At 65.7% G+C, this 25,469-nt stretch carries 21 protein-coding genes and 1 pseudogene; 17 read left to right on the forward strand and 5 right to left on the reverse strand.

The features are described from left to right. Both CF8_RS01570 and CF8_RS01575 read left to right on the forward strand, forming a co-directional pair. Positions 1-1,863, forward strand: a 1,863-nt coding sequence (locus CF8_RS01570; protein WP_084622749.1) for an oxidoreductase, incomplete at its 5' end; no start/stop codon positions are given. A gap of 22 nt (positions 1,864-1,885) precedes the next feature. Continuing rightward, a complete protein-coding gene (locus CF8_RS01575) occupies positions 1,886-2,437 on the forward strand; it encodes a GlcG/HbpS family heme-binding protein (RefSeq protein WP_232211559.1) in 552 nt (183 codons plus the stop codon). A 40-nt stretch (positions 2,438-2,477) separates the two neighbouring features. On the opposite strand, the gene CF8_RS01580 is transcribed toward CF8_RS01575, so the two are convergent. Beyond that, positions 2,478-3,374 carry a LysR family transcriptional regulator gene (locus CF8_RS01580; protein ID WP_010831387.1) on the reverse strand — a complete coding sequence of 299 codons (897 nt, stop codon included), beginning with the start codon at positions 3,372-3,374 and terminating at the stop codon, positions 2,478-2,480. 117 nt (positions 3,375-3,491) lie between these two features. Between CF8_RS01580 and gabT the strand changes: the two genes are divergently transcribed. From gabT to CF8_RS21805, 3 genes are all read left to right on the forward strand, one after another. Then, positions 3,492-4,808, forward strand: a complete 1,317-nt coding sequence (gene gabT, locus CF8_RS01585) for a 4-aminobutyrate--2-oxoglutarate transaminase (protein WP_036491904.1) — start codon at positions 3,492-3,494, stop codon at positions 4,806-4,808. 91 nt (positions 4,809-4,899) lie between these two features. Continuing rightward, positions 4,900-6,369 carry an NAD-dependent succinate-semialdehyde dehydrogenase gene (locus CF8_RS01590; RefSeq protein ID WP_232211560.1) on the forward strand — a complete coding sequence of 490 codons (1,470 nt, stop codon included), beginning with the start codon at positions 4,900-4,902 and terminating at the stop codon, positions 6,367-6,369. Beyond that, positions 6,366-6,536, forward strand: a complete 171-nt coding sequence (locus CF8_RS21805; RefSeq protein WP_156887123.1) for a hypothetical protein — start codon at positions 6,366-6,368, stop codon at positions 6,534-6,536. Before CF8_RS01590 ends, CF8_RS21805 begins: the two co-directional genes overlap by 4 nt. 336 nt (positions 6,537-6,872) lie before the next feature. Here the strand turns inward: CF8_RS21805 and CF8_RS01595 are convergent, their stop codons facing one another. The 4 genes and pseudogenes from CF8_RS01595 to CF8_RS23640 all read right to left on the reverse strand — a co-directional run bounded on the left by CF8_RS01595 (position 6,873) and on the right by CF8_RS23640 (position 12,320). Continuing rightward, positions 6,873-8,264, reverse strand: a complete 1,392-nt coding sequence (locus CF8_RS01595) for an NAD(P)/FAD-dependent oxidoreductase (protein WP_010831390.1) — start codon at positions 8,262-8,264, stop codon at positions 6,873-6,875. Positions 8,265-8,952: 688 nt separating this feature from the next. Continuing rightward, positions 8,953-11,070, reverse strand: a complete 2,118-nt coding sequence (locus tag CF8_RS01600; RefSeq protein WP_198016929.1) for an oxidoreductase — start codon at positions 11,068-11,070, stop codon at positions 8,953-8,955. A gap of 217 nt (positions 11,071-11,287) precedes the next feature. Further along, positions 11,288-11,715 (reverse strand): annotated as a pseudogene (locus CF8_RS23635) (molybdenum cofactor biosynthesis protein MoaE). Positions 11,716-11,846: 131 nt separating this feature from the next. Further along, positions 11,847-12,320 (reverse strand): luciferase domain-containing protein, encoded by a 474-nt coding sequence (locus CF8_RS23640; RefSeq protein WP_442937093.1) that lies wholly within the window; start codon positions 12,318-12,320, stop codon positions 11,847-11,849. Between the two features lie 132 nt (positions 12,321-12,452). Here CF8_RS23640 and CF8_RS01615 point away from each other — a divergent pair, with 132 nt between their 5' ends. The 12 genes from CF8_RS01615 (at position 12,453) to CF8_RS01665 (ending at position 25,260) form a co-directional block, all read left to right on the forward strand. Then, entirely contained in the window at positions 12,453-13,766 is a 1,314-nt protein-coding gene (locus CF8_RS01615; RefSeq protein WP_010831394.1) for a flavin monoamine oxidase family protein, read from the forward strand. Between the two features lie 231 nt (positions 13,767-13,997). Beyond that, positions 13,998-14,162, forward strand: a complete 165-nt coding sequence (locus CF8_RS21810) for a hypothetical protein (protein ID WP_156887124.1) — start codon at positions 13,998-14,000, stop codon at positions 14,160-14,162. A gap of 511 nt (positions 14,163-14,673) precedes the next feature. Continuing rightward, on the forward strand, positions 14,674-15,849 hold the full coding sequence (locus CF8_RS01620) for a sugar ABC transporter substrate-binding protein (RefSeq protein WP_084622750.1): 1,176 nt from the start codon (positions 14,674-14,676) through the stop codon (positions 15,847-15,849). A 129-nt stretch (positions 15,850-15,978) separates the two neighbouring features. Continuing rightward, positions 15,979-17,205, forward strand: coding sequence for a PucR family transcriptional regulator (locus tag CF8_RS20590; RefSeq protein ID WP_010831396.1), 1,227 nt, complete (start codon positions 15,979-15,981; stop codon positions 17,203-17,205). A gap of 174 nt (positions 17,206-17,379) precedes the next feature. Then, positions 17,380-17,679 carry a Dabb family protein gene (locus tag CF8_RS01630; protein WP_036489979.1) on the forward strand — a complete coding sequence of 100 codons (300 nt, stop codon included), beginning with the start codon at positions 17,380-17,382 and terminating at the stop codon, positions 17,677-17,679. Next, on the forward strand, positions 17,679-18,605 hold the full coding sequence (locus tag CF8_RS01635) for a cyclase family protein (protein ID WP_010831398.1): 927 nt from the start codon (positions 17,679-17,681) through the stop codon (positions 18,603-18,605). The genes CF8_RS01630 and CF8_RS01635 overlap by 1 nt, the downstream gene beginning before the upstream one ends. 31 nt (positions 18,606-18,636) lie before the next feature. Further along, positions 18,637-19,821 (forward strand): FAD binding domain-containing protein, encoded by a 1,185-nt coding sequence (locus CF8_RS01640; RefSeq protein ID WP_010831399.1) that lies wholly within the window; start codon positions 18,637-18,639, stop codon positions 19,819-19,821. Positions 19,822-19,872: 51 nt separating this feature from the next. Continuing rightward, positions 19,873-20,622: an SRPBCC family protein gene (locus CF8_RS01645; protein WP_198016930.1), complete on the forward strand. Its 750-nt coding sequence runs from the start codon at positions 19,873-19,875 to the stop codon at positions 20,620-20,622. A 34-nt stretch (positions 20,623-20,656) separates the two neighbouring features. After that, positions 20,657-21,508 carry an FAD binding domain-containing protein gene (locus CF8_RS01650; protein ID WP_010831401.1) on the forward strand — a complete coding sequence of 284 codons (852 nt, stop codon included), beginning with the start codon at positions 20,657-20,659 and terminating at the stop codon, positions 21,506-21,508. A 1-nt stretch (position 21,509) separates the two neighbouring features. Further along, entirely contained in the window at positions 21,510-22,019 is a 510-nt protein-coding gene (locus CF8_RS01655; protein WP_010831402.1) for a (2Fe-2S)-binding protein, read from the forward strand. Positions 22,020-22,108: 89 nt separating this feature from the next. Then, positions 22,109-24,421: a xanthine dehydrogenase family protein molybdopterin-binding subunit gene (locus CF8_RS01660; RefSeq protein ID WP_232211561.1), complete on the forward strand. Its 2,313-nt coding sequence runs from the start codon at positions 22,109-22,111 to the stop codon at positions 24,419-24,421. Further along, positions 24,418-25,260, forward strand: a complete 843-nt coding sequence (locus CF8_RS01665; protein ID WP_084622752.1) for a carbon-nitrogen family hydrolase — start codon at positions 24,418-24,420, stop codon at positions 25,258-25,260. The genes CF8_RS01660 and CF8_RS01665 overlap by 4 nt, the downstream gene beginning before the upstream one ends. Positions 25,261-25,469: the final 209 nt, after the last annotated feature.

Consider the following 25,469-nt stretch of genomic DNA (forward strand, 5'->3'; position numbering starts at 1 on the left):
GAGCCTCCATCAGACCCGGGGCGATTCAACCACACCGGTTACGTGACGCGGCTGCCCGCCGGTGGACCATCTCAGGTCGCGAGTGCCATGTCAGGCCACTCCTGCTACGCGATGGACAAGTCAGACATCCGTCGCATACAGAAGTCGTACGTCGATGCAGCTGTTCGCGCTCGAGACGTCGGATTCGACCTGATCCAGGTTGCCGCACGAGAGGGGTTCTCCCTCCCGCTCCAGTTCCTGTGGCGCTACTGGAACCATCGCACCGACGAGTACGGCGGCTCACTCGAAAACAGGACACGGTTCTGGAGAGAGACGCTGGAGCAGGTGCGCGAAGCGGTCGGCGACGACTGCGCCATCGTGGCCGGGTTCTGTCTGGACTCCTTCAATGACACCACGGACAGGGCGTTCAAGGTCAGCGACGACGGGGTGGGCGTAGTCGAGATGCTCGACGACATCGTCGACCTCTGGGACATGCAAGTCGGACACTTGGAGGACGACGTCAGCTCCTCACGATTCTTCGAACCGTTCTGGCAGCGGGACTACATCGAGCAAGTCCGGCCTTACGCCAAGAAGCCCATCGCGGCCGTCGGACGGTTCACAGATCCCGAATTGATGGCCCGAGCGGTAGGCGACGGGGTGATCGACATCATCGGTGCGGCGCGCCCAGCTATCTCCGACCCGTTCATTCCCAACAAGATCCGCGAGGGTCGAGCAGAAGACATCCGCGAATGCATCGGCTGCAACATGTGCGTCTCGCGCTTCAACAACGGCGGCGGCCGTATCGTCTGCACCCAGAACGCAACAGTCGGTGAGGAGTACCGCCGCGGCTGGCATCCCGAGAAGTTCAACCCGTCCGAGAGTGCCGGCGACCCCGTCCTCATCATCGGCGCCGGACCTGCCGGCATGGAATGTGCACGCGTACTCGGCGAGCGGGGTTTCGAAGCAGTCCATCTCGCGGAAGCCGAGTCGGAGATCGGCGGCCACGTCAATTGGGTGTCACAACTGCCCGGGATGCGAACCTGGCGACGAGTGGTCGAGTACCGCGAAGCGCAGTTGACGAAGATGTCGAACGTCACCGTGCTCACCGGAAAGCACTTCGACGTCGAAGACGTCCTGGACTACGGGGCTTCGACGGTCGTCATTGCTACGGGCGCGAACTGGGACCGTACGGGGACCAGCCCGATGACCCACCTTCCCGTCCCCGGTGCCGACATGCATCCGTCCATGGTGTTCACGCCAGAAGACGTCATGCTCGAGAAGCGGGCTGTCGACGGTGATCGAGTTCTGGTCTACGACTGTGAGGGCTACTTCATGGGATCGAGTCTCGCGCAGAAGCTTGCGATCGAGGGGAAGGAGGTCACCCTCGTGACCCCCGCCGACCAAGTGGGGTCCTACCTGTTCCACACTGACGAAGGTGGGCACGTGATGCATGCGTTGCTCGATCTCGGAGTGCAGCTCGTCACCAGTCACTCGCTCAGCAGGATCGAGCCGGGGAAGGTCACCGGACACAACGTCTACCACGCAGCCACCGAGGTGAGCTGGACCGTCGACTCTGTCGTGCTAGTGACACAGCGTCGGTCCCGAAATGACCTCTACGAGCAGCTGACAGCCGACCAGGAACGTCTGAGCGGTGCCGGGATCACGCAGGTGCTACGCATCGGCGACTGCGTCGAGCCGCGCGTCATCGCCGAGGCGGTGTTCGACGGTCACAGGCTCGGCCGTGAGATCGACACGTCCGACCCGGCAACCCCGCTCCCGTTCATCCGCGAGCAGCGCATCCTGGGTTGGCGCGAAGAGGATTACGACGGCGTCCTGCGGCACGTGCTGCCGCTCACGCCGGTGTCCAAGACGACGCACCGATGACGCTCGAGCACGACTCCGCTGGATGTCTCCATGCACCATTCACGATCACCGCCGCCTCATTCGGCTGCGCATGGGCACGAGGCGGTCCTGGCTGGGCATGGTCGCGGGTGATTCGACTGCAGAACATGAAGGACTCGAGATGACCTTGTCGCTAGAGACCGGCCGGCGGATCGCACGATTCGTCCACGGGGCGGCAGACCGCCTGCACCTGCGCCCGCTCACGGTCGTCGTGCTCGACAGTGGAGGGCACGTCGTGGTGGCGGAGAGATCGGACTTCTCGCCCATCGGTCGATTCGAGATCGCCAGGGGCAAGGCTTACGGTGCTCTGGCGCTGGGCATGAACTCGCGCGCGATCATGGAGCGAGGCGAACTGCAGCCGCAGTTCGTCGCATCGGCGACCGCGGCACTGGAGGGCAGGGTCATCCCCGTGCCGGGTGGCGTCCTGGTGGACGACTCCAGCGGTCAGCTCGTCGGAGCCGTCGGAGTCTCGGGCGACACGTCCGACAACGACGAAGCCGTGGCGATGGAAGCCATCGCCGCAGCGGGCCTCAAACCCCGCGGCGCGCGGGCATGACGCGACGGAACGTCTTCGCGCCGGTACCCAAGAGCGGGCTTCAGCCCACAGCTCCGTTGTTGACATTGGCATAGCGCCCGGCGCAGAACGACCGGAGCCGGTCGGCGAGAGTTCGAAGCTCGGCCGCCGCGTGGTGCTGATGGTCCCAGGCTGCGTGCAGGTTGATGGTCAGGCGACCACCGGGTGTTTGGATCGCCACTGGTACGAGATCGAATCGCGGGTCGTCCGACAGCACTGCGACTCCGCGCCGAGCGGCTGCGAGCGCCTGCGCGACTTGCGGGTGGGCGCATTCGATGGGTTCGTGTTGGGCGAGGCCTGCGGCAATCATGGCGTCATCGAGCAGTCGCCGGGGCCGAGCACTCTGGTCAAGCAGGATCAAGCGTTCCGCGGCAAGGTCCTCGAGGGCCACTTGGGCGCGGTCGGCCAACCGATGATCGGCACAGACGTAGGCCCACACGGGAAGTTCTGCCACGAGCAGGCTGGCGAGCTCCCGGGGTGGTGGTGCAGTCAGTATCGCCATGTCGACGCGCGTGCCGACGGCAGCAAGGGCCTGCGAATAGGTGCTTTCTTCGACGGTGATGAGCGGATCGTCAGGGGACAGCTCGGCCAGGAATGGAGCCAGCACGTCCGACAACGTCGTGGTGGGGGCCGCCATGCGTACGCGCGTCAGCTGACCGGCGGCGAGGGAGGAAGCAAGTGACGTGGCACCGTCCACGGCGGCAACCACGGAGTCGGCGGCTGCCAGGAAGCGCCGTCCCGCCGCGGTGAGTTCCAGCCGACGGCCTGCGCGCGTGAAGAGAGCGAGGCCCAGGTCACGCTCGAGCTGTTGAATCTGGCGCGACAGGGCAGGCTGCGAAGTTAGCAGCTCGGTCGCTGCCGCCGAAATGGTGCCGAGACGCGCGACGGCGCGGAAGGTTTCGAGCAGTCGCAACTCCACGGCGCAAGCCTCTCACGCATATGCGCCGCACGCATACCCGTGCAGCCAAAATGGCATTGGACGACATGGCCGATACTGCCGCACGCTGATTCGGTGACCACCCACGCACCTGCCGCGATGATTGCCCGCCGCCTTCTCACCGTCCTGCCCGGCCCGCGCTCGATCGAGCTTGCGGAGCGCAAGGCAAGCGCCGTGGCGGACGGAGTCGGAACGACCATGCCGGTCTACGTCGTTCGCGCGCAGGGCGGAACGGTCGAGGACGTCGACGGCAATGTCTTGATCGACTTGGGCTCTGGCATCGCCGTCACGACCGTGGGCTCGAGCGCACCACGCGTCGTCGACGCCGTTCGTCGTCAGGTCGAGGATTTCACTCACACCTGCTTCATGGTCACCCCCTACGAGCCGTACGTCGAGGTCGCCGAGCGCCTCAACCAGCTCACCCCCGGCGACCACGACAAGCGGACTGTCCTTTTCAATTCAGGCGCGGAAGCAGTCGAGAACGCCGTCAAGATCGCCCGCGCCCACACCGGCCGTCAAGCCGTGGTCGCCTTCGACCACGCGTACCACGGCCGCACCAACTTGACGATGGCCATGACCGCCAAGTCCATGCCCTACAAGCACGGCTTCGGCCCCTTCGCGTCCGAGGTGTATCGCGCGCCTCTGTCGTACCCCTTCCGTGACTCAGGCGTCGACGGACCGGCAGCAGCGCAGCGCGCGATCGATGTCATCGAGAAGCAGGTCGGCGCGGGCAACCTCGCAGCCGTTGTCATCGAGCCCATCCAGGGCGAGGGCGGGTTCATCGTCCCTGCTCCCGGATTTCTCGCCGGTCTCGCGGACTGGTGCCGGCGCGAAGGCGTGGTGTTCGTTGCGGACGAGGTGCAGAGCGGCTTCGCCCGCACCGGCAAGATGTTCGCATGCGAGCACGACGGGGTCGTGCCGGACCTCGTCGTGAGTGCGAAGGGCATCGCCGGCGGACTGCCCCTTTCCGCCGTCACGGGACGAGCAGAGATGATGAACGCCGTGCACGCTGGAGGACTCGGCGGCACCTACGGAGGCAACCCGCTGGCGTGCGCTGCGGCGCTGGCTGTCATCGACACCATCGTCGAGGACGACCTGCTGGAGCGCGCCGCCCAGGTCGAGCGTCTGATCCTCGATCGGCTCGACAAGCTGCGTACTCGAGACAACCGCATCGGCGACGTCCGCGGCCGGGGAGCGATGATCGCAGCTGAGCTTGTCCTCCCCGGGACGACTGAACCTGACGCAGGCATCGCCAAGCAGGTGGCTGTGTACGCACACCAGCAAGGCGTCATCGTGCTGACCTGTGGGACGTACGGGAACGTCCTTCGCTTCCTTCCCCCGCTCGCTATCAGCGACGCAGAGCTCCACGAGGCATTCGACGTCATCGAGACAGCCTTCGCCGAGGTCGTGTCGTGATGGCCATCACCGCCGCTGACGGGATCCTAGGTTCCGAACCGCCCGCCGTCGCAACCGTCGCCCAAGCGCACCAGCAGAGAGGCCTCCACCCGTGAGCAAGCTTGACCCCATCCTGGCCCGACTCGACCCCGAGTCAGGGATCCTCATCGGCGGACAGTGGGTGAGGGGAAGTTGTTCGTTCGACGTCGACAATCCTGCAGACAAGTCGGTCGTTGCCCGCGTCGCAGACGGCGACAGGACGCAAGCCCTCGCGGCCGTCTCCGCTGCCGCGACGGCTGCCGCTGACTGGCGCAACGCCAGCCCGCGGAGCCGCTCCGAAATCCTGTACCGCACCTTCGAAGCGATGCGGCGGGATGCCGACGAGTTCGCCGCGCTCATCTGTGCCGAGAACGGGAAGTCGGAAGCTGACGCTCACGCCGAGGTGGGCTACGCGGCCGAGTTCTTCCGCTGGTTCGCGGAAGAAGCCGTCCGAACCGGGGGGCAGTACGGCGAGGCGCCCAGCGGTGGGGTCCGCACCGTCGTCACCCACCGTCCAGTTGGCGTCGCGGCGCTCATCACGCCGTGGAACTTTCCGGCGGCCATGGCCACGCGCAAGCTTGCGCCGGCACTGGCAGCTGGTTGCACGGTCGTTCTCAAGCCCGCCGCCGAGACGCCCCTGACCGCACTTGCGGTGGCCCGCGCACTCCAGGCTTCGGGACTCCCCGACGGCGTTGTGAACGTCGTACCAACTACCGACCCGGCTGGGGTGGTGACGGCCTGGATGGAGTCGCCGAAGGTGCGGAAGGTGTCCTTCACCGGATCCACCGGCGTCGGACGGCACCTGCTGCGTCAGGCCTCGGACCGAATCGTCAATGCCTCGATGGAATTGGGGGGCAACGCACCCTTCGTCGTTGCAGCGGACGCGGACCTCGAGGCGGCCGTGGACGGAGCGATGATCGCGAAGTTCCGCGGTGGGGGACAGGCGTGCACCGCAGCCAACCGGATATACGTCCACGCCTCACAGGCCTCCGACTTCACCGCGATGCTGGCAGCCCGTGTCACAGCACTCCACGTCGGCCCCGGCACTGATGCCCGTACGGAGATCGGCCCCTTGATCAGCGCTCGCGCAGTTGAGAACGTTCGAAGACTCGTCGACGACGCCCTCAACCGTGGCGCTCGCATCGCGGCACAGGCCGAAGTACCGGACAACCTGAGCGGCTACTTCTTCGCACCCACCGTCTTGGGCGACGTCGCTCCTGACTCGGCCGCTGTCCAGACCGAGATCTTTGCACCCGTGGCCCCCGTGGTGACCTGGAACGACGAGTCCGAACTCATCGACATGGTCAACGGAACCGAGATGGGCCTGGCCGCGTACGTCTACTCGCGTGACCTCAAGTGGGCCATGCAGGTCGGCGAGCGCTTTGACGCCGGAATGGTCGCGGTGAACCGTGGCCTCGTCTCCGACCCGTCCGCCCCTTTCGGAGGGATGAAGCAGAGCGGACTCGGTCGTGAAGGTGCTCGCGAAGGCCTCGCGGAGTACCAGGAGACGCAGTACCTCAGCGTCGACTGGAGCCCGGCATGACCAGCGCGCTCACCGACCGTGTGAATGCGCTGAGCAGCGAGGAGATCCTCGACGCCCCGCCAGGTAGCTCGATCAGCGAAGCCGGTGTACTTGAAGCCTTCGAACGCCGCCGCCGCCACGTATGTGAGCAGCTGGCCTACGACGACCCGACGCTGGCCGTCGGGTAAGGCCAGCTTGAGTTCTCCGCCGCACTGGTCGCGGTGCGACGCGTCAAGATCACCGCCACGTTGGTGAACGAGAGAGAGTCCTGCGCACAGTTCGAGTTCCGTGCTGTGTACGGCGACGCCCAGCCACCGTCGGACTCCCGCCGATCGGCCACCGATCAGGTACTGGCTTCGGCGAGTGGGTGGACGCTCATTCCGGCCCGGCTGCATTAAGGCGTTTGCGCCCGACGACGTCGTCTGCACGCGAAGGCAAGGGACGAAGCTCTTGCGCGGCGACGTCCTCCTCGAACCGCGGACGCTGCTTTGCCGCTTGGTCCCGTGATGACGACTATCGGGTCGTCAGTGTCCCAACAGGCGCCAGAACGAGGACGCGAGGCGGGACGGCTTGCCGGACGTCGACTCCGTCTGGTCCGCGATCGAGAACGCCATGGTCCCCGCGTTGACACCCAGCCAGCGAAGCGGCTCCGGCTCCCACTTGGGCGACTGACGACCTGCCCACGGAAGTGCGCGAAGGTCGTCGTCCAGGTCCGTGATCTCGGCAGCCAGAGTTCGTCCCGCGAGGTGCGCCGTCGCTACCCCGTCTCCGACGTAACCACCGGCGTGCGCCAGCCCGGTCCGTCGGTCGTAGCCAACCGAGGGGTACCAGTCGCGGGGGATGCCGAGGTTGCCGCCCCACGCATGGGTGAACTCGACGCCGTCGATGACCGGGAAGATCTCGGTCAGGATGCTGCGCAACGTCGCGTGAACTCGTTCGTCGTTGTCGTACTCGGGCTTGATCCGGGAGCCAAAGTGGTAGGGAGCCCCACGCCCGCCGAATGCCAACCGCCCGTCGGCCGTGCGCTGACCATAGATTCGCAAGTGACGCTTGTCGCTGAAGGTCTCGCGTTGTTTGAGTCCAATCTCATCCCACTGTTCGTCGCTCAACGGAGCGGTCGCAACCATCAACGAGTACATCGGCACCAGGTCGCGCTTGGCACCGGGCAGGTTGGCGGTGTATCCCTCGGTGGCTCTGACGATGACATCAGCGTGCACCACACCGTGCGACGTCGTCAGACTCCGCTCGCCGATCTCCTCGACGGTCGTGTTCTCGTAGATCTTCACGCCGAGGCCCCGGACCACGCGGGCCAGCCCGCCGGCGAGCTTGGCGGGGTGGAGGACAGCGCAGTGGGGCGTGTAAGTGGCCCCGAAGAGGTCGGAGGCTGCGACTCGCCGACCGGCCTCTTCGCGGGTCAGGAGTTGCATGTCGTCGGCGGCGAAACCCCAGTCTCGCCAGGATTGCACCTCGCGTTCAGCTCGCGCCCATTGAGCAGCGTTGCGCGCCGTCGAAACGTAGCCGCCCTGCTCGAAGTCACAATCGATCGCTTCTGAGGCGACGACTGCGCCGATCTCGCGCACGGTCGAGAACATCGCTCGCTGCATTTGTACTGCGTCAGAGTGGCTGCTCTTGGACGCAATCTTGCGAAAGCTGGCAGGGAAGATTGCGGAGCACCAACCGCCGTTGCGACCAGATGCGCCAAAGCCGACGAACTCCTGTTCGACGATGCCAATCCGGAGCGTGGGGTCAGCCTTGGCCAGGTAGTACGCCGTCCACAACCCCGTGTAGCCAGCACCCACGATGGCGACATCCAGGTCTGTGTCACCCGGCAGTTCGCTGACGGGGGTGCTGCCCAGCTGTGCGTCTTCGTGCCAGAAGCTGATCGCAGAGGGCTTCGAACGGTGCGTGGGAGTCATTGGTGTACTGGTCTTCCGCTGGTTGTTGTGGCGAGCTCGGGGCGCTCGCGCACTGGCCAATCGCCCGTGCCTCAGTCTCGTTGTGGGCGATACACCAACACCACTAGACGGTCGACCAAACTCGTCGGCCTCCACTGAACTCACGTACGAGCTGACTCGGACTTTGCGTCCCGCCGCGCTCACGTAGGGCAGGAAGCGGGTCATGTCGGGCCCCGGCTATCGGCGCGAGGCAATTTCTCGACAACGTGGACAGCTGTCCTGCTCGGGATCGAGGGGGAAGGACTGGTCCCACCACTTGGGCCACGACTCGCACCTGATGCCACACGCCGTGGTCAACGTGCCCATCTCTTTGGCGTGGATCCTCGACGTCGGCACCATGACGACTTCTCGCATCTCATCCTCGCGTCGGCTCGACTCAGCGACGACGAACCACCTGTTCACGCAATCACCGACTGTCCTCCAAAGTTGGCGGTCATTCCCGCGACGTGCCAGAGGGGACACCACGAGGCGGGTCGCCATCGCCGTACCTGATCCGTCATGGCCCGTCGAACTGTAGGAGGACGCGCGCTGGATGGGCTGCATGTGATCTGGGAACTTTTTCGGCGATCTGCCGGAATCATGGCTGCTGCGAGTGATCTCCTCGGGAACGGCGAATCCGACGACTGTGCTTCGGCACCGAGGCGTCGCTTCAGGAGTGTGAGGCACGACGGTCGCGCCAGTCCACGAGCTGTAACAACTCGCGCTTGTAGGGAAGCGGCACAGATGGGTCTGGTGACTCGAACTCACGAGCCAGGCGATGACCGTCGAACATCGCGTCGGCCAGCGGGCGCGGAGACAGCGCATCGCCGATGCGGTAAACGGCTTCGATCCCTGATCCGTCCAGTGCGCCGCGGTCACTCACGAGTCGGCTGTACACGTCGTCGACCGGTGCCCGCATCGTCACCAGCACGAGGGCATCTGTCTCGAGCGAGAAGGGCGCCTCGAATTCACCTGCCCCTTGCAGTACGCCGTCGCCCACCTCGGTCAGACACACGTCTCGATACATGACCACACCGCTGGCATGGAGGGACGCACGAACCGCAGGTCCATCCAGCGTCAGATCTCCCTCGGCTGCGACTTGAGCATGCGGCGTCACGATAGAGACCTCGTAGCCTTCGTCGGCGAGGAGCTGAGCGAGACTCGACCCCATGTAGCCGCCCTCGGCGTCGTAGACGGCCACGCTACATCCTGCGGCTGGCCTGTCGCCCCGGACGAGCAACCGTTCAGGTGTGAACACCCAAGCGAAGTCGGACAGTCCGGGTAGTGGCGCGTGTGTGCTTGGCGCGATCCCCGTTTCCAACCATCGGGCACCTGTCGCGATGATCACGTGGGAGGCCCCGTAGTCGAGGACGTCATCGGCGCTCAGGGTGGTCGAGGAAATGAACTGCAAGTTCGGGAGCTTGGCGATCTGGATCATCCGGTGATCGATGAAGCGTCCCCACTCTCGAAGTCCCGGTAGGTGGACCACTGGACGGAGGTGGCCACCGATCTGGTCGGCCGAGTCCGCGAGGTGCACCATCTCGGCTCCTCGCTTCGCCAGGCCGATTGCAGCTTCCAGACCTGCCGGGCCTGCGCCGACCACCAAGACGCTCACATCGGGGCGTTCGAGCGGTTCGAATCGTTCCGGATGCCAGTCGCGCCTGTACTCCTCGCCTGCGGTGGCATTCTGAGCGCATCCCATGTTGCCCCGATCGAGACTGCTGATGCAGTGGTTGATGCCCATGCACTCCCGGATGTCTTCGACACGGCCCTCGTAGACCTTCTGAGGAAAGAATGGATCCGCGATCGACTGGCGGGCCGACCCGACGATGTCGATGAACCCGGAACGCACTGCCTGGGCCATCAAGTCAGGACTCGTCCATCGTGACACCCCGACGACGGGCTTCTGGGTGGCATTTCGCATGCGGGCGAAGAGCTCCATGTTGTGCCCTTCCGGGACGACCCGCGACGGGCTGATATCGCTCCCCCAATCCAGCACGGATCCGACGTTGAGATCCCAGAAGTCGACCAGTGGATCAGCCATTCGGACCAACGCCACGCTGTCGTCCAACGTGTGACCCCACGGACCCTGCGTCTGGACCGACATACGACTCGCGACGGCGCAGTCGGCTCCTACGGCGTCGCGGACGCGGCCGAGAGTCTCGATCCAGAACCTGGCCCTGTTCTCCAACGACCCGCCGTACTTGTCGGTGCGATGGTTGTGGAACGGGGACAGGAACTGCGCGAAGAGATACCCATAGCCTGCGAGCACATCCACGATGTCGTAGCCCACGTCGCGTGCTCGAACAGCCGCGTCTACGAAGGACTGCGTCACTCGCTCGATGTCCTCGAAGGTCATCACTTTCGGAGTGCCGAGAGGCCCTGCGGGTGGAGGCAGCTCACCCGCCAGGCCGGACGCCGACAACGCAGGCTCTCGTGACAACCTACGCATGGCGTGAGTGCCGCCATGGTGGAGTTCGATGCTCGCGAGAGCGCCATGGGCATGGACGGCGTCCACCATGAGCTTGTGCCGTCGTCCGTCTTCGTCGTCCCAGATGTCGCTGGAGTGCAGCGGGAACTCGTCGCTGCTCGGCCCGACACTGGAGAATTCCGTCGACACGGCGGCCCAGCCGCCTTCTGCCCGAATGCTGCGGTACGAGGCCCACGTGGACGGTCGAAGTACCCCGTAGGCGGTGCCGTGAGGAACGTTGAAGAAGCGGTTTCGAAGTGTCTTGGGGCCGATTGTGATCGGTTCGAACAGGATCTTGTGATGATCAGCCGGGGGCACGCACATCAACCTCTCGTGGGGTGCTTCGGTTGCACGGGAGACGGACGAGCGCCTCGATAGTCGGAGGGTGTCCTAGGGACTAGCCGGCTCCCGTCCACGTCATGACGTTAGTGGGAGGGCTGTGGCCCGCCTTGTGGCGATCGGCAAGCATCGTCGAGACCTCGACGGATTGGTGCAATCGCGGTCTGGGACCTTCGAACTCGTGAAGTCCTGAGGACTACGGTGCGCCGACCCACTCCTGGGTGCCGTCGCCGAACTGTTGATTCTTCCAGATCGGAACCTCTGCCTTGAGCGTGTCGATGAGCATGCGCGAAGCCGCAAAGGCGGAGCCACGATGAGCAGAAGTCGTCGCAACCACCACTGCGATGTCTCCGATCGCCAGGCTGCCCACCCGGTGAACAGCTGCAACCCCATGAACGTCGAGCTTCTCCGCAACGCCGCGCACACACGCCCCAACAGCTCCAGCGCACTCGGATGAGCCGAGTACTCGAGCCCGTGAACCGAGCGACCGCCATCATGGTCGCGCACACGACCCACGAACAGTACGACCCCGCCCGACGCGGCGTCGTCCAGCGAGCCAAGAACCTCGTCCACGCTCAGCGGCTTGTCGCGTATATCGACAAGACGGACAGCAGAATGGGTCATGCGTGGGAAGACCAGCCGGTTCCCTGTGAGACCCCCATGCAGCGCCCCGGCACGCAGGAAGGCTGACGATGAGACGAGTCCGCCATCGCGGAACTGCTGCGCCGCTACGAATCGCTCCGTCGCTGTCCGGTTCAAGTCGCTGATACCCACCCGAAACTCTCCTGGACCAGGAACCACACGATTTCCAGTTCATCCCGATCGCGGGGACCGAACACGAGAAGGGCATCCTGCACCGGATGCGGGACACCCCATCTGGCGTCCACTACCTGCTCCATCACCGAATCGGGAACCGAGAGGTGCAGGCTCCCGTCATGGTGAGGATGCAGGTGCGCGAACTCCCGCCCACGCTGAAACCTCTCGGGCGGCGCCGACCCGATCCCTTCCGCGAGGTGAAGAGCGCGTGCATGCGAGACCGATACCAGGGTGGGGGCCATGTAGGTGTAGGGGAGCGCTCGCATGCGGGACCACAGCTCCTCCTGAATCATGACGGGAGCAATCTGTGAGCGTTGAGCGTGCGGGGCCGGACCGACCACATCGGGGGCGGCACCCGCACGGCGTGGCAGCGTGGTGAACGGGCGAGCGGGGTCGGCAGGCGGGTGGGTCATGCACGTCCTTTCGACTGGGGTCCCGTCGACCTTACGGATCGCGGCTGCGCAGAGTTGTTACCGGAAGGTGATAGGGATCACCTGCATTTCGTCAGATCCGGGTAACCGAGCAGGTCGGGCCGGTTCGCGAAGATGACCATCAAGCGAGCGAAAGGGATGAGCATGGTCGAGAGCGTCGAGATCGCAGTCGTCGGAGCCGGATTCGCCGGGCTTCGAGCGGCACGCGATCTGAGCGCAGATGGCCGCTCGGTCGTGCTGCTCGAAGCAGCCGGCCGAGTCGGAGGCCGCGCGTACAGCCGAGAGTCGATGACCGACCCCGGGACGACCGTGGAAGTCGGCGGAGCCTACTTTCACCGCCACCACCACACCCGCCTAGCAGCGGAGGTCGACCGCTACAAGATCGACACCCAACCCGCCGCGCCGTTCAAGGTCTTCCGGAACCGGCTGGCGCCAGGAGATCACAACGCTGCCTTCCCGATCCCGCCGGAAGAGTTCCTCGAGGCCGAGAGGATCCTCTTCTGCCTCATCAGGGACGCGCGCCGCATCGACCCCCACGCCGGCCTCGAAAACCAGAACCTCGAGGATCTTGACATCTCGGCGCACGACTACCTGACCGCACTGAACCCGCCGCCGGTCACCAGCCAGCTCCTGCGATCGTGGATCTGGAACATGATGGGGCAGAGGGTCGAGGACGCGTCAGCTCTGTGGGTTCTCCAACTGATCGCATCGCATGACTACTCCGTGCTCGGTGTGCTCTTGTCCTTGGACGAGGTGATGGCCAGCGGTACTGGCACGCTCACGACTGCGATGGCCAATGAGGTGTCAGACCTGCGGCTGGGCGAGGCAGTGCACTCGATCCGCCAGCAGACCGACTGGGTGGATGTCACCTACGGCACGGAGCGTGCGCTGAGGGCCGAACATGTCGTCGTCGCGGCACCCTTGAACTGCATGCGAGAGCTCCGATTCGAGCCTCCCTTGTCGGGGCCGCGGGCCGAGGTCGTCGCGGAAGGGCATGGAGGTAGGGGTCTCAAGCTCCTCATCCACGTGCGGGGTGTCCCGGAAGGTATCTCCTGCACTGGCGACGGTGTCTTCCCGACTCTGTACGACTACCTACCCGCCTCCGACGGCGGTCGCATCCTCGTCGGCTTCACCGACCGGGACTCCTTCGACCCCGCCGACAGTGGGGCCATCGAAGCTGCGGTCCACCACTACTTGCCAGACGCGGTCGTCGTCGGAACTGACTATCACGACTGGTGCGCGGACCCGTTCGTCCGCGCGCCCTGGGTGTCCCCGCGTATCGGACAGGCGACCCGCGCCCACAAGTCGCTCGGCGAGCCGCACGGTCGCGTGCACTTCGCAGGGTCGGATGTGTCCCTGCTGTTCCCCGGCTACATCGAGGGCGCACTGGAGACTGCCGACCGCGTGCGGTCAGAGATCCTCGGCTGACGCTCGGCTGGGTGGCCACTGAGCGCTCGGAGCCCCCTCCGGCGGCCGCATCGGCACCCCGACCCCGTGCCAAGCCCGCTGTCGTTGTGCACACAGCTGTTCAGTCGCGGCGGTCCTGCTGAGGTGATGGGCGCACGGCGCAACTACCCCTGCAGGTCGTCACAGGGACCGGGGTCCCGACGCCGACCTCGTGCACAACAACCAAGCCACGGCTCAGGCTCGGCGTACGCCATGGACCACGAGACCTGGTCGCACGACCTGGTGAACCGTTCAAGGGCGGAGCAGACCCCGCATCGGCAGCCGGCGTCCCGTCTCGACCCCGACAACGGTCAGCTCGCCCAGGAGACGACTGGGAATACTGACAGCGAGTACAAGTTGGCGTTGAAGGACGTGTGAGGGGACTTCCTGACGCGGGGATCCCGTGTTCTGACCGACGGCGACTGACGACAGTTCCGGCACACACGATCGTGACGACCGCGCCCGCCGGGCGCGGTCGTCACTCGTTTGCACCATCTTTCGCGACGGCGCCAGCACCAATTGCAGGAAGGTGACAGGCATCACGGCAAGTTCGTCGAATCTCGGCAACGCGTGCCGCTGCGGCTGGGCCTCAAGATGTCCCTCACTCTCACAAGGAGGGGCCATGAACAGCATCGGCCGGCGCCACCGGTGGTCCAGCAGCGAGGTGCAGAACCACCTCGGGACGCTCTCCTCTCTCCCGCCCTGCGGTCGAACCGGCGCACCTAGACCCCCGGCGTTGCTCGACGAAGTTCGGCAAACCTGCCTCACCCTTCATCGATCTGTCTCTCGGACCTGCAGTACCAGCGGCACCACCGGCGTTTCGTCTCGCCGCTGACATCCGACAGGTGCTCGCACCTGATCCCGCACACCGTTCGAAAGAGGAAACGACATGTATCTGACACATGGCTCACGGATCCGCCGCGTGACGGGCGCTGTCCTGGTGCTGGCGGTGATGGCAGCTGCGAGCAGTTGCAGCACCGAATCCGGCGGCCAGGCGGCCACCAGCGCGTCCAGCGACGACGCCGTGGCGCAGCGCGCAACAGAGGCCATCGAGAAGCTCTACGGCGACGGCACCTTCACCGAGCCCGCGTCATCAGGACCCAAGGCTCAGGCTGGCTACAGGGTCGCGCTGGTGAGTTCCGGCGTCCAGTCGCCGACCGGCACTGCCATGGCCAACGGCGCCAAGGCCGCTGCAGAGCTCCTCGGCTGGGACTTCTCGGTTTACGACGGCAAGTACGAGCCCTCCGAGTACCAGGAGGGAATCCGTCAGGCCATCTCCCAGAACGCAGACGCCATCTGGCTCTACTCGATCGACTGCCCGCTCGTGAAGACCGCCCTCGAAGAGGCCAAGAAGGCCGGCATCCCGGTCTTCTCCCAAGAGGCCGCCGATTGCAGCGACGTCGATCCCAGCCAGCCCTCCTACTACGAGCGGAGCCTGGAGTTCGTCGAAGGTGACTTCATCGCCTGGGGCGAAGCCCTGGGCGCTTCGGAAGCGACGTGGCTCCTCTCCAAGCTCGGGTCGAAGGCCAACATCATCGAAGTCAGCAACACTGAGCTCGTCATCACCAAGGCAGTGCACGACGGGTTCCAGAAGGCGATGGAGGAGCAGTGCCCCGAGTGCAAGGTCACGACACTCAACATTCGGCTCGCCGACTTCGGCCCCGCCCTCGAGGAGAAGATCTCGACCGCGCTTCTCCGCAATCCCGAGGCCAACGGAATGGCCCTGTCCTACGACGACCTCCTCACGTCCGGGGGAGCCGCGGCAGTGATGGCGTCTGGACGCAACGACTCGATCGAGGTGGTCTCCGGTAGCGGATACGCCGCGAACATCGAACTCGTCCGAGAGAACAAGGGCCAGGACGCCGGATGGACCTACGACGGACGCTACGAGGCGTGGTCGGCCGCAGACATGATCAACCGTTACTTCGCGGGCGAAGAGAGCGTTCCGTCAGGCGTGGGCGTCTCGATGTTCGACCACGACAACGACCTCCCGCCCGAGGGTGAGGCCTGGTCGACCGGCATCGACTACGAGCCCGTCTTCAAGGAGGTGTGGGGCGTCTCCTGATCCACCAACCAAGGGGGAGGGCCAGGGCTCACGCCTGCGCCCTCCCCCTCGGACGGCCTGCCCAGACTGATGCCAGTCGAGGGTCACAACGCCGCTCGGACGTGTGAATCAGAGCCCTACAATCCACTTATGTCGATCGAGCACGACCTGCGGGCGGTCGCGGATGAACTCATCCTGAAGATCCCCGCGATCAGTGAGGAAGTCAGGGAGCGCTGCCGCTCCGGTGCTCCCAACTACTACCGCCGCAACGACCCCATGTTGCTCGAAACCGAGCTCCCCAGCATCACGGGCGCGCTCACGAGCATCATCCACGGACTCCGCAACGCCCGGCAGCTCCCCGAAGGTGCCTCCGAGGGAGCCTTGGAAGAGGCAAGGGTCGCTGCTCAGGCTGGCGTCGAGCTGACCGATCTGCTCCTGACCCGCCGGATCGGTCAAGTGGTCCTGTGGAACTGGATCCTCGAAACGGCTGTACGCATCGTCCCCGCGGGCCCCCGCCAGATCGCAGTACTGAAGCAGGCCGCCGAGTACCACTTCGCTTGGAACGACCGCATCACGCACGACGTGGTGGCGACCTACGAGCAGGAAAAGTCCGCGTACTTCTTCCACAGCAGGGACCGGCAGCGTCGCGCGGTCGTCACGGACCTCCTGAACGGAGTGCCGACCGACACCGAGCAACTGGGTTACAACCTCAAGGTCGATCACCTGGCCGTAGTGGTGTGGGGGAGTGCGCCCAGGGTCGCCCTGAAGTCCTTGGCGGCGCTGTTCGATGCATCCCTCCTCGTGGTCGAGGGCACCGGCGGGACGTCGCTGGCTTGGTTGGGCAGTAGCCGACTCTGCGAGTCCTTCGAGCAGCAGTTCGCGACGTTCCACCCGCCGGCCGCAACCTTCGTCGCAGTCGGCGGGCCCCTGAATGGGATCGAGGGCTTCCGCCGCGCACACCGGCAAGCATGGCAGGCGTGCCGAGTCGGGCGCCTTCGGTCTGAACCCGTCACGCGCTACCGCGATGTCGCTCTGGAGAGCGTCGTACTTCGCGACGCGCCGGCCGCTCGCGACTTCATGATGAGTGAGTTGGGGCCGATCGGCGACGACGATCCGCGCACCCAGCTCCTGCGCGAGACGTTGAAGGCCTACTTCGACACGGGGCAGAACGCGGCAGCCACCGCGGTACGCATCCGCGTGCACGAGAGGACGGTTGCGTACCGCCTCAAGTCGATCGAGGAGCGGCTCGGATTCCCGATCAACAACCGCCGCGACGAGCTCGCCGTCGCCCTGCGCCTCGCCGATGTGCTCCACGACGCCAGTGAGCGTCAACTCTCCATCCTCGGAGAGAACAGCCAAGGCGAAACAGGGATCTGAGCGACGACCAGGAGTCCCCGAGTGGACTTCGTCCCTGGCGCTGACGGCAAGCACGTCAGCAATCCCACAAAGACGCCCTCCATCTTGTCGGAGCATGCAGAGGCGATCGGAATGGTCGGCTTCCAGACTGACGCAGCGCAGTCGCGCACCCAAGCGTTAGCAAAGGAGTTCCCCATGATTCGCCACGTCTTTTCCTGGCGTGTGGCCGAGGGCCACAGCAACGACGACGTCATCGAGTTGCTGAACACCCTTCGCGAGCCGTACCCCTACATCCAGTACTGGGAGCTCGGCGCTCACGAGGGCGACCCGGGCGACAATGGCCAGCCCTTCAGTGGCGTGCTGATCAACGACTTCGAGTCCTGGGATGACCTGCAGAAGTACTCGGTCGACGAGTTCCACCTCGAGGTCGTGGCCAAGCTCAAGCCCAAGCTGGCCGAGCGCGCCGTCGTGGACTTCGTGCGTGAGGACGGCTGATGGCGCAGGCAGGCATCAAGGTCGCGTCCAGTCCTTGGGGACCGGATGATCAGCTCGGAGCTCTCAACCACCTCAGCCCTGAAGGCTCCGCCGCCATTCTGGCGCGGGTCGACGGCACCAGGAGCTACGACCTCAGCATCGACTACTTCGTGGGCATGCCGAGCTTCCAAGCCGCAGGCGACCCCAGCTACCAGCTGTTCATGAGTCACACCCCGGCCGGGACAGTCGTCGACAACCTGAACGGGGCAGGGGAGGCCGGCAACCGGCACGTCTGCTACTCCGGTGATGTCGTCTTCATGTACACCCACACGGGGACGCACATCGATTCCCTGAGCCACTTCGGCGTTGACGGGCACATCTACAACGGGTTCTCGGTCGAGGACAATCTCGGCAGTCGCGGATGGACCAAGGGCGGGGCGGAGGTCATCCCGCCCATCATCACCCGTGGTGTGTTGATCGATGTTGCCAAGAGCCACCAGGTCGATTGTCTGCCGGACTCGTACGCCATCACCGTCGAGGACTGCCAGAAGGTGCTCGCTGATGCGGGCGTCACCCTGCAGCCGGGCGACGTCGCGATGGTCCGGACCGGACGCATGGGGTACTGGCCCGACGGGTCCAAGGTCCTCGGCAACCCTCCGGGACTCAGCCTCGAGGCCGCCAAGTGGCTCACGAGTCAGGGAATCTCGGCAATCGCTGCAGATCAGGAATGCGTCGAGGTCGGACCGTCCCAGCACGAGGACAACTGGTTGCCCGGGCACTGTCACTTCCTTGCCGAGGCCGGCGTCCCGATGATCGAGCTGGTCAACCTGGAGGACCTGTCGCGAGACGGCGTCAACGAGTTCTGTCTGATCGCAGCCCCCATTCGTCTGCGCGGCGCAAGCGGGGCACCTCTCCGCCCCATCGCGCTGCCACTGCGTGACAACTGATCGCGATACGGGACGGACAAGGAGGTAAGGGATGAGCATGCCGAAGGTCGCCGTTGTCGGCGGCTCGATTGCTGGCCTGACGGCGGCGAATGTGCTCCGCGATGCCGGTTGCGACGTGGATGTCTACGAGCGGAGCAACACTCTGCTCTCAGGCTTCGGCACGGGCATCGTGGTCCAGCCCGAGCTGGTCCGCTACCTGCTGGAGCGCACCCCGACCACTCTGGAAGACATCAGCGTCCCGAGCCACCAGATGCGCTACTTCGATGCTGCTTCCGGACGAAGCGTCGGGCGGGTCGAGGCGGGATGGCGCTTCACGGCCTACAACGCCGTCTACCAGAAGCTGCTCGAGGCCTTCGGGACGCAGCGCTACCACCTCGGCAAGGAGCTCGTCGGGGTGACGCCGGGAACGGACAGCTCTTCGGCCACCTTTGCCGACGGCACCGAGGTCTCCGCCGACCTCATCGTCTGCGCGGACGGAGGCGGCTCTGTGGCGAGATCACAACTGCTCGCCCGGAAGCCTGACTATGCCGGCTACGTCACCTGGCGGGGGATGGTGGACCAACGTGATGTCTCGGAGGAGACGTGGGACTTCTTCCAGGACGCCTTCACCTACGGACTGCTCTCCGACGGCCACATCATCGCGTACCCCATCCGTCAGGTCTCCTCGGACGGTGAGGTCACAGGCGACACCCGCCTCAACTTCCAGTGGTACTGGAACGTCGAGGCCGGCGCAGCTCTCGACGACCTCATGACGGCGAACGACGGTAGTCGGCGCCCCGTCTCCGTACACTTCCCGGCCTTGCCGACGTCCAGCCTCAAGGAGTTCCACGGCCGCGCGGCCAGCCAATTGGCGCCGGTCTTCCGCGACCTCATCACCGGGGCCCCGCAGCCGTTCGTCACGATTGTCGCCGACGCCGATGTCCCCCAGATGGCATTCGACCGAGTCGTCCTCATCGGCGATGCGGCTTTCACCCCACGACCGCACGCCGCGGCCGGAGCTGCCAAAGCGGCTGCCGATGCGTGGGCGCTTGCGGATCGACTCGTCCAGGCTTCTGGGGACGTCCGGGAGGCTTTGGCCGCGTGGGAACCCGAGCGGCTGGCCGTGGGTCAGGCGTACCTGACCAAGGTGCGGGCCATGGCCGCGGCTCTGCAGCATGGAGGAGAGTTCCCCCCAGGGGCGTCCGAATTCCGATTCGGCTTGCCCAGACCCGCGTGACGCGGGGCATGGCCTCACCCGAGGTAACCCCGCGTTGCGACTGACGCATCATTGAATACGGCGCCCGCCGAAAAGGAGAATCCGATGCAGTTGCTCAACGAGTTCGAAGTAGCGCTTCCGCCTGAGAAGACGTGGATCCTGCTCACCGATCTGGAGAAGGTGGCGCCGTGTCTTCCCGGCGCATCGATCACCTCGGTCGAAGGCGACGACTTCCACGGCCGCGCCAAGATCAAGGTCGGTCCGATCACCGCCGAGTACAAGGGTGTCGCACAGTTCAAGGAGCTCGACGAGAAGGCGCACACCGCCGTCCTCCATGCACGTGGCAAGGACGCCCGTGGTCAGGGAGACGCGACGGCCAACGTGCGCGCGACACTCCACCCGAAGGGCGGAGGTACGCGCGTGGTGGTCGAGACGGAGCTCGCCATCACGGGGAAGGTCGCTCAGTTCGGACGAGGAGTGCTCGCAGACGTGAGCGGGGCACTCATGACCATGTTCGCACAGCGACTGCAAGAGATGGTTGCAGCGGAAGGCGCGCCGACCACACCCCCGTCTGCTGCCGCCGACGCACAACCCCCGACCACGGCTCCGGCTCCGCTGGCCGCTCCGCAAGCATCGGACGTGCATGGAGGGCGTGTCAGCGACCGCGACGACGAGGTGCTCGACGTCCTCGCTCTGGCTGGCGGCATGTCGTGGGCCAAGGCCCTGCCGACCGGTGGGGCGCTCGTCAGCGTCGTCGCAGCTCTGATCAGTGTCTTCGCCGCGGGCTACGCCTCGGCACGGGCGCGGTCGGCCAATCGTTGATGTCATCACTCACCGCTGATTGAGGGAGTACGCCGTGAAGCCACCCAAGTTTCGTTATGTCGCACCGCGGACGCTCGACGACGCGATCGAGCACCTGGCGTCCGACCCGGACGCAAAGGTGCTGTCGGGTGGTCAGAGCCTGATGCCGCTCCTTGCGATGCGGCTGGCCGCGCCCTCGATCCTGGTCGACCTGCAGCACGTGCCGGGCCTCGATGGCATCGAAGACCAAGGCACATCCGTTCTGATCGGCGCGCGCGTGACGCACCGAGAGATCGAGCGTTCCTCTGTGATTGCCGAGCGTCTGCCGATCCTGTCGTCGGCAGTGGTCCACATCGCTCATCCGCAAATCCGGTCGCGCGGCACGTTCGGCGGAAGTACTGCACACGCCGACCCATCCGGTGAGTGGCCGACCATCCTGCTGGCCGTGGGCGCAACGATGCACGCGGTGGGTCCCCGCGGGCGGAGGACGATCGGGGCCGACGACTTCTTCGTCGGGCCCTTCACCTCGACGCTCGCCGAGGACGAGATCCTGACCCACGTATCGGTGCCCACCACGCGCACTGCATGGTCGTTCCAGGAAGCTGCGGTCAAGAAGGGTGACTACGGTCTCGCCCTCGTCGCCGCCACTGGTACCCCTCGAGATGGGGTGCTTCTGGACCCGAGGGTCACGGTCGGCGCTGCGGTTGGCTCGGTCCGCAGGCTCGCGGAGGTCGAGCGACTCTTGGCCGAGGCCCCTCTGACCGAGGCCGTCGCGGACGAGGCAGCCGTGACGGCAGCTGCGTCGATCGACCCGATCTCGGACATCCACGGCAACAGCGAGTATCGCCGGAAGCTGGTCGCCTCACTCGTACGGCGTGCCGTGCGCGAACTCACGAACGGAGCCTGACGTGTCCATCACCCCCGAAGAGCGCCTGGACGTCTCCATGACGATCAACGGCCGCCGCTACCGCGCAACGGTGGAGGCACGCCGGACGCTGGCCGACTTCCTCCGTGAGGATGCGCAACTGCCAGGCACCAAGCTCGGATGTGAGCACGGTGTGTGCGGTGCGTGCACGGTGCTGCTGGACGACCTCCCGGCGCGTGCCTGCCTCACCCTCGCCGTGCAGGCGGAAGGCCGTCAGATCCGCACCGTCGAGAGCCTCGCCGACGGCCAGGAGCTGAACCCCCTCCAGCGCGCGTTCCGCGAGCAGCACGGGCTCCAGTGCGGATTCTGCACAGCCGGCTTCCTCATGACGGCGACCGCGTTGCTCGAGGAGAACCCCACCCCCACGCGAGAGGACATCGTGGAGACGGTGTCGGGTTCCCTGTGTCGATGCACCGGCTACCAGACCATCGTCTCTGCCATCGAACAGGCAGCCGCCGAGGGTCAGACCGACACGGAGGGCGAGAACCAGTGAAGAAGCTCGACACCCATCAGCACATGAAGACGCCGGTCGTCGCGGCTCGCTCGGTCGGGACCCGAGTACTGCGATCCGAGGACCCACGCTTGCTCACCGGCCGCGGTGAGTTCATTGCCGACATCGACGTCCCACGCCAGCTCCACGTGGCGTTCGTACGAAGTCCTGTTGCACATGCGCGGATCACCAACCTCGACCTGTCCGCAATCCGCGACGCGGAGGGTGTGGCACTGGCCTGGTCCGGCAAGGACGTCGCCCCCTTCTGCGAGGGCCTCGTCGGTGAGATGGCGGTCGAAGGCTGCTTCCCGACCACGATGCCGCTGCTCGCGGGGGACGAGGTCCTCTACGTCGGAGAGCCTGTCGCCGTAGTCGTGGCTGACTCGCGCTACGCGGCAGAGGACGCCTGCGAACTCATCGACTGGGACTTCGAGGAGCTGCCTGCCGTCACCAACGCAGACGCCGCGGCCGCGGGCGGCCCTGTCGCGAACCCGCAGCTGCCCGACAACATCGGCCTCAACGGCGGCGCAAGCTTCGGTAACGTGTCAGAAGCCTTCGACCAGGCCGACCAGGTCGTAGCGGGGCGGTTCTACACCTGCCGCGTGTCGGCGGCTCCCATGGAGACCCGCGGCGTGATCGCCGACTACGAATGGTCGTCGAAGGCGCTGCGTCTGTGGTCGAACACCCAGATGCCGCACTACCTCAAGTACATGCTGACCGCGTACCTCGGTTTCCCGGAGCAGAACGTCGAAGTCATCACGCCCGACACCGGTGGTGGGTTCGGCATGAAGGCGCACGTCTATCCCGAAGAGATGTTGTTGCCGCTCCTGGCGAGGGAAGTCGGCAGGCCTGTGAAGTGGATCGAGGACCGTCGAGAGAACCTCATCGCCGGCGCCCACGCCCACGAGCAGTACGTCGACATCGCCTATGCGCTCGACGCCGACGGCAAGATCACCGGAGTCCGCACACACGCGCTCGGCGACGGCGGGGCATACCACCTGCCACCGTGGTCCATGGCCGTGGAGCCGTGGTGCGCCGCGGTGATGACCCCCACCGGCATCTACGACGTACCGGCTGCGGAGTACACCTACAAGGCCGCGGCCACCAACAAGACGCCAGTCGGCGCCTACCGCGGCGTGGGCTACATGGCGGGGACGTTCGCCCGCGAGTGCCTCGCGGACGATGCCGCTCGTGCGCTGGGATTGTCGCCCTTCGACTTCCGTCGACACAACGTCGTGCGCGAGTTCCCGTGGACCAACCCGCAGGGCATCGTCTACCAGGAGGGAAGTTGGCTGCAGACGATCGACGCCCTTGAGGAGATGGTCGACTACCCGGCCTTCCTGCGTCGACAGGCCGAGCTGCGCGAGCAGGGGCGCTACATCGGGTTGGGCCTCAGCTGCTTCGTCGAGAGCAGCGGTGAGAGCACGGCGACCAGCCTCGAGCACGGCCTCGGCGACGTCTACCACGACACCGCCACAGTTCGGTTGAACCCCAACGGGACCGCCAACGTGACGATCGGTTTGTCGGCCCAGGGTCAGGGACTCGCCACGACGATGGCACAGATGGCAGCCGACACCCTGGGTATCAAGGTGGAGGACGTCAGCGTCCAGACGGCGCGGTCGACCTCTCACGCCTACGGCTCCGGCACCATCGGGAGCCGCGGCGCGGTCGTTGCAGGTGGCGCCGTAGCACGAGCAGCTGACGTCGTCAGGGAGAAGGTGCGGCAGGTAGCCGCGCACATGCTCGAGGCGTCGACAGATGACATCGAGCTGGTGGACGGGCTCGCGTCGGTCAAGGGCGTCGCAGATGCTTCGTTGTCGATCGCTGACGTGGCCACCGCGATCTACTTCGACCTCGACTCCTGGCCCGAGGACTTCGAGCCGACCCTCGAGGCCACGCAGGCCTACGATCCGTCACAGGCGATGTTCAGCAACGGCGGTCACGCAATCCTGGTGGAGCTGGATGCCGAGACTGGGTTCGTGCGTTTCGAGAAGATCTTCTCGGTCGAGGACTGTGGAACGGTCATCAATCCCAACATCGTCGAGGGACAGATCCGCGGCGGAGTCCTGCAAGGCATCGGTGCATCGGTGTTCGAGGAGCTCTCCTACGACGAGTCGGGCCAGATTCTCACCACCACGTTCCTCGACTACGGACTGCCGACCATGGACGTTGCGCCACCGTTCGAGATCCACCACCTCGAGACGCCCTCCTCGCACTCCGCCTCGGGGGTCAAGGGGATGGGAGAGTCGGGCCTGATTGCGGCTCCGGCTGCAGTCTTGAACGCTGTCAACGATGCTTTGTCGCCATTTGGTGTGGTGCTGCGCGACCTGCCTCTGACGCCTGAGAAGGTCCTCGGTGCCATGTCTGGCGCGAAGGCGGCGACCGGCTCGGCAGAAGGTCCGTGACTGGCGTGAACGGTGCGCACACGAATCGCCTGCGCGTTGCTCTGCTCCAAGTCTCCTATGGCGACGACGAAGCGCTGTCCGATCGGGTCGAGCGAGTCAGCCGATGGATCCGTGAACTCGGACCCGCGGACCTGGTGGTGCTCCCGGAGCTCTGGGCGCACGGCGGCTTCGCGTCCACATCGTGGGAGGCGACGGCCGAACTCATGAACGGGCCAACCGTCGCGCGGATGGCCTCGGTTGCGCGCGAGGTCGGTGTCTGGCTCCATGCGGGATCCATCATCGAGCGAGCGGAAGCGGGCGCCGATCCGGGTGCCGAGGGGCGCGGGCTCTGGAACACCTCTGTGCTCCTCTCTCCAGAGGGCACCGTCCACAAGACGTACCGGAAGATCCACCGCTTCGGCTTCGGCGACGGTGAACCTCGCCTGTTGGAAGCCGGCACAGACCTCGCCGTCACCGAACTGGTGCACGACGCCGGAGCAAGTCGGATCGGTTTGGCGACCTGCTACGACCTCCGGTTCCCGGAGCTCTTCCGTAGGCTGAGCGACCTTGGCGCCGACGTGATCCTCCTTCCGGCGGCATGGCCGATGCCCAGGGTGGAGCACTGGCGGCTCCTTGGTCGGGCTCGAGCGCTCGAGAACCAAGCCTGGGTGCTCCAGTGCAACACCGCCGGCACTCACAGCGGAGTGGAGATGGGAGGTCACTCCCAGATCGTCGCCCCGACGGGTGAAGTCGTCGCCGAGCTTGGGAGCGGTGAGGACGCCCTGTTGGCCGACATCGACCTAAACCTCGTCGTTTCCGTCAGAGCGGACTTTCCTGTCCTGGCCGACCGCAGAATCTAGACGTTCTCGCACCACGCCGGACGGCGAGGGTGGCTGTAGCTCGACAACGGCGGGCCGCCATGACCTGCGTCGAGCGGTATCGGCGGGCCGGCAGGCGCTCTTCAGTGCTCGGACCTCGTCGGGTCCCACTCCCGAGCCGCGCGCAATTGGCTCAGCCAACATGTGCGCCGCGGCCGAGGTGAGTTGAGTCCCCGATAGTGGTGTAGTGC

The organism is Nocardioides sp. CF8, assembly GCF_000389985.1.
In the GTDB taxonomy this organism is placed as follows: domain Bacteria; phylum Actinomycetota; class Actinomycetes; order Propionibacteriales; family Nocardioidaceae; genus Nocardioides; species Nocardioides allogilvus.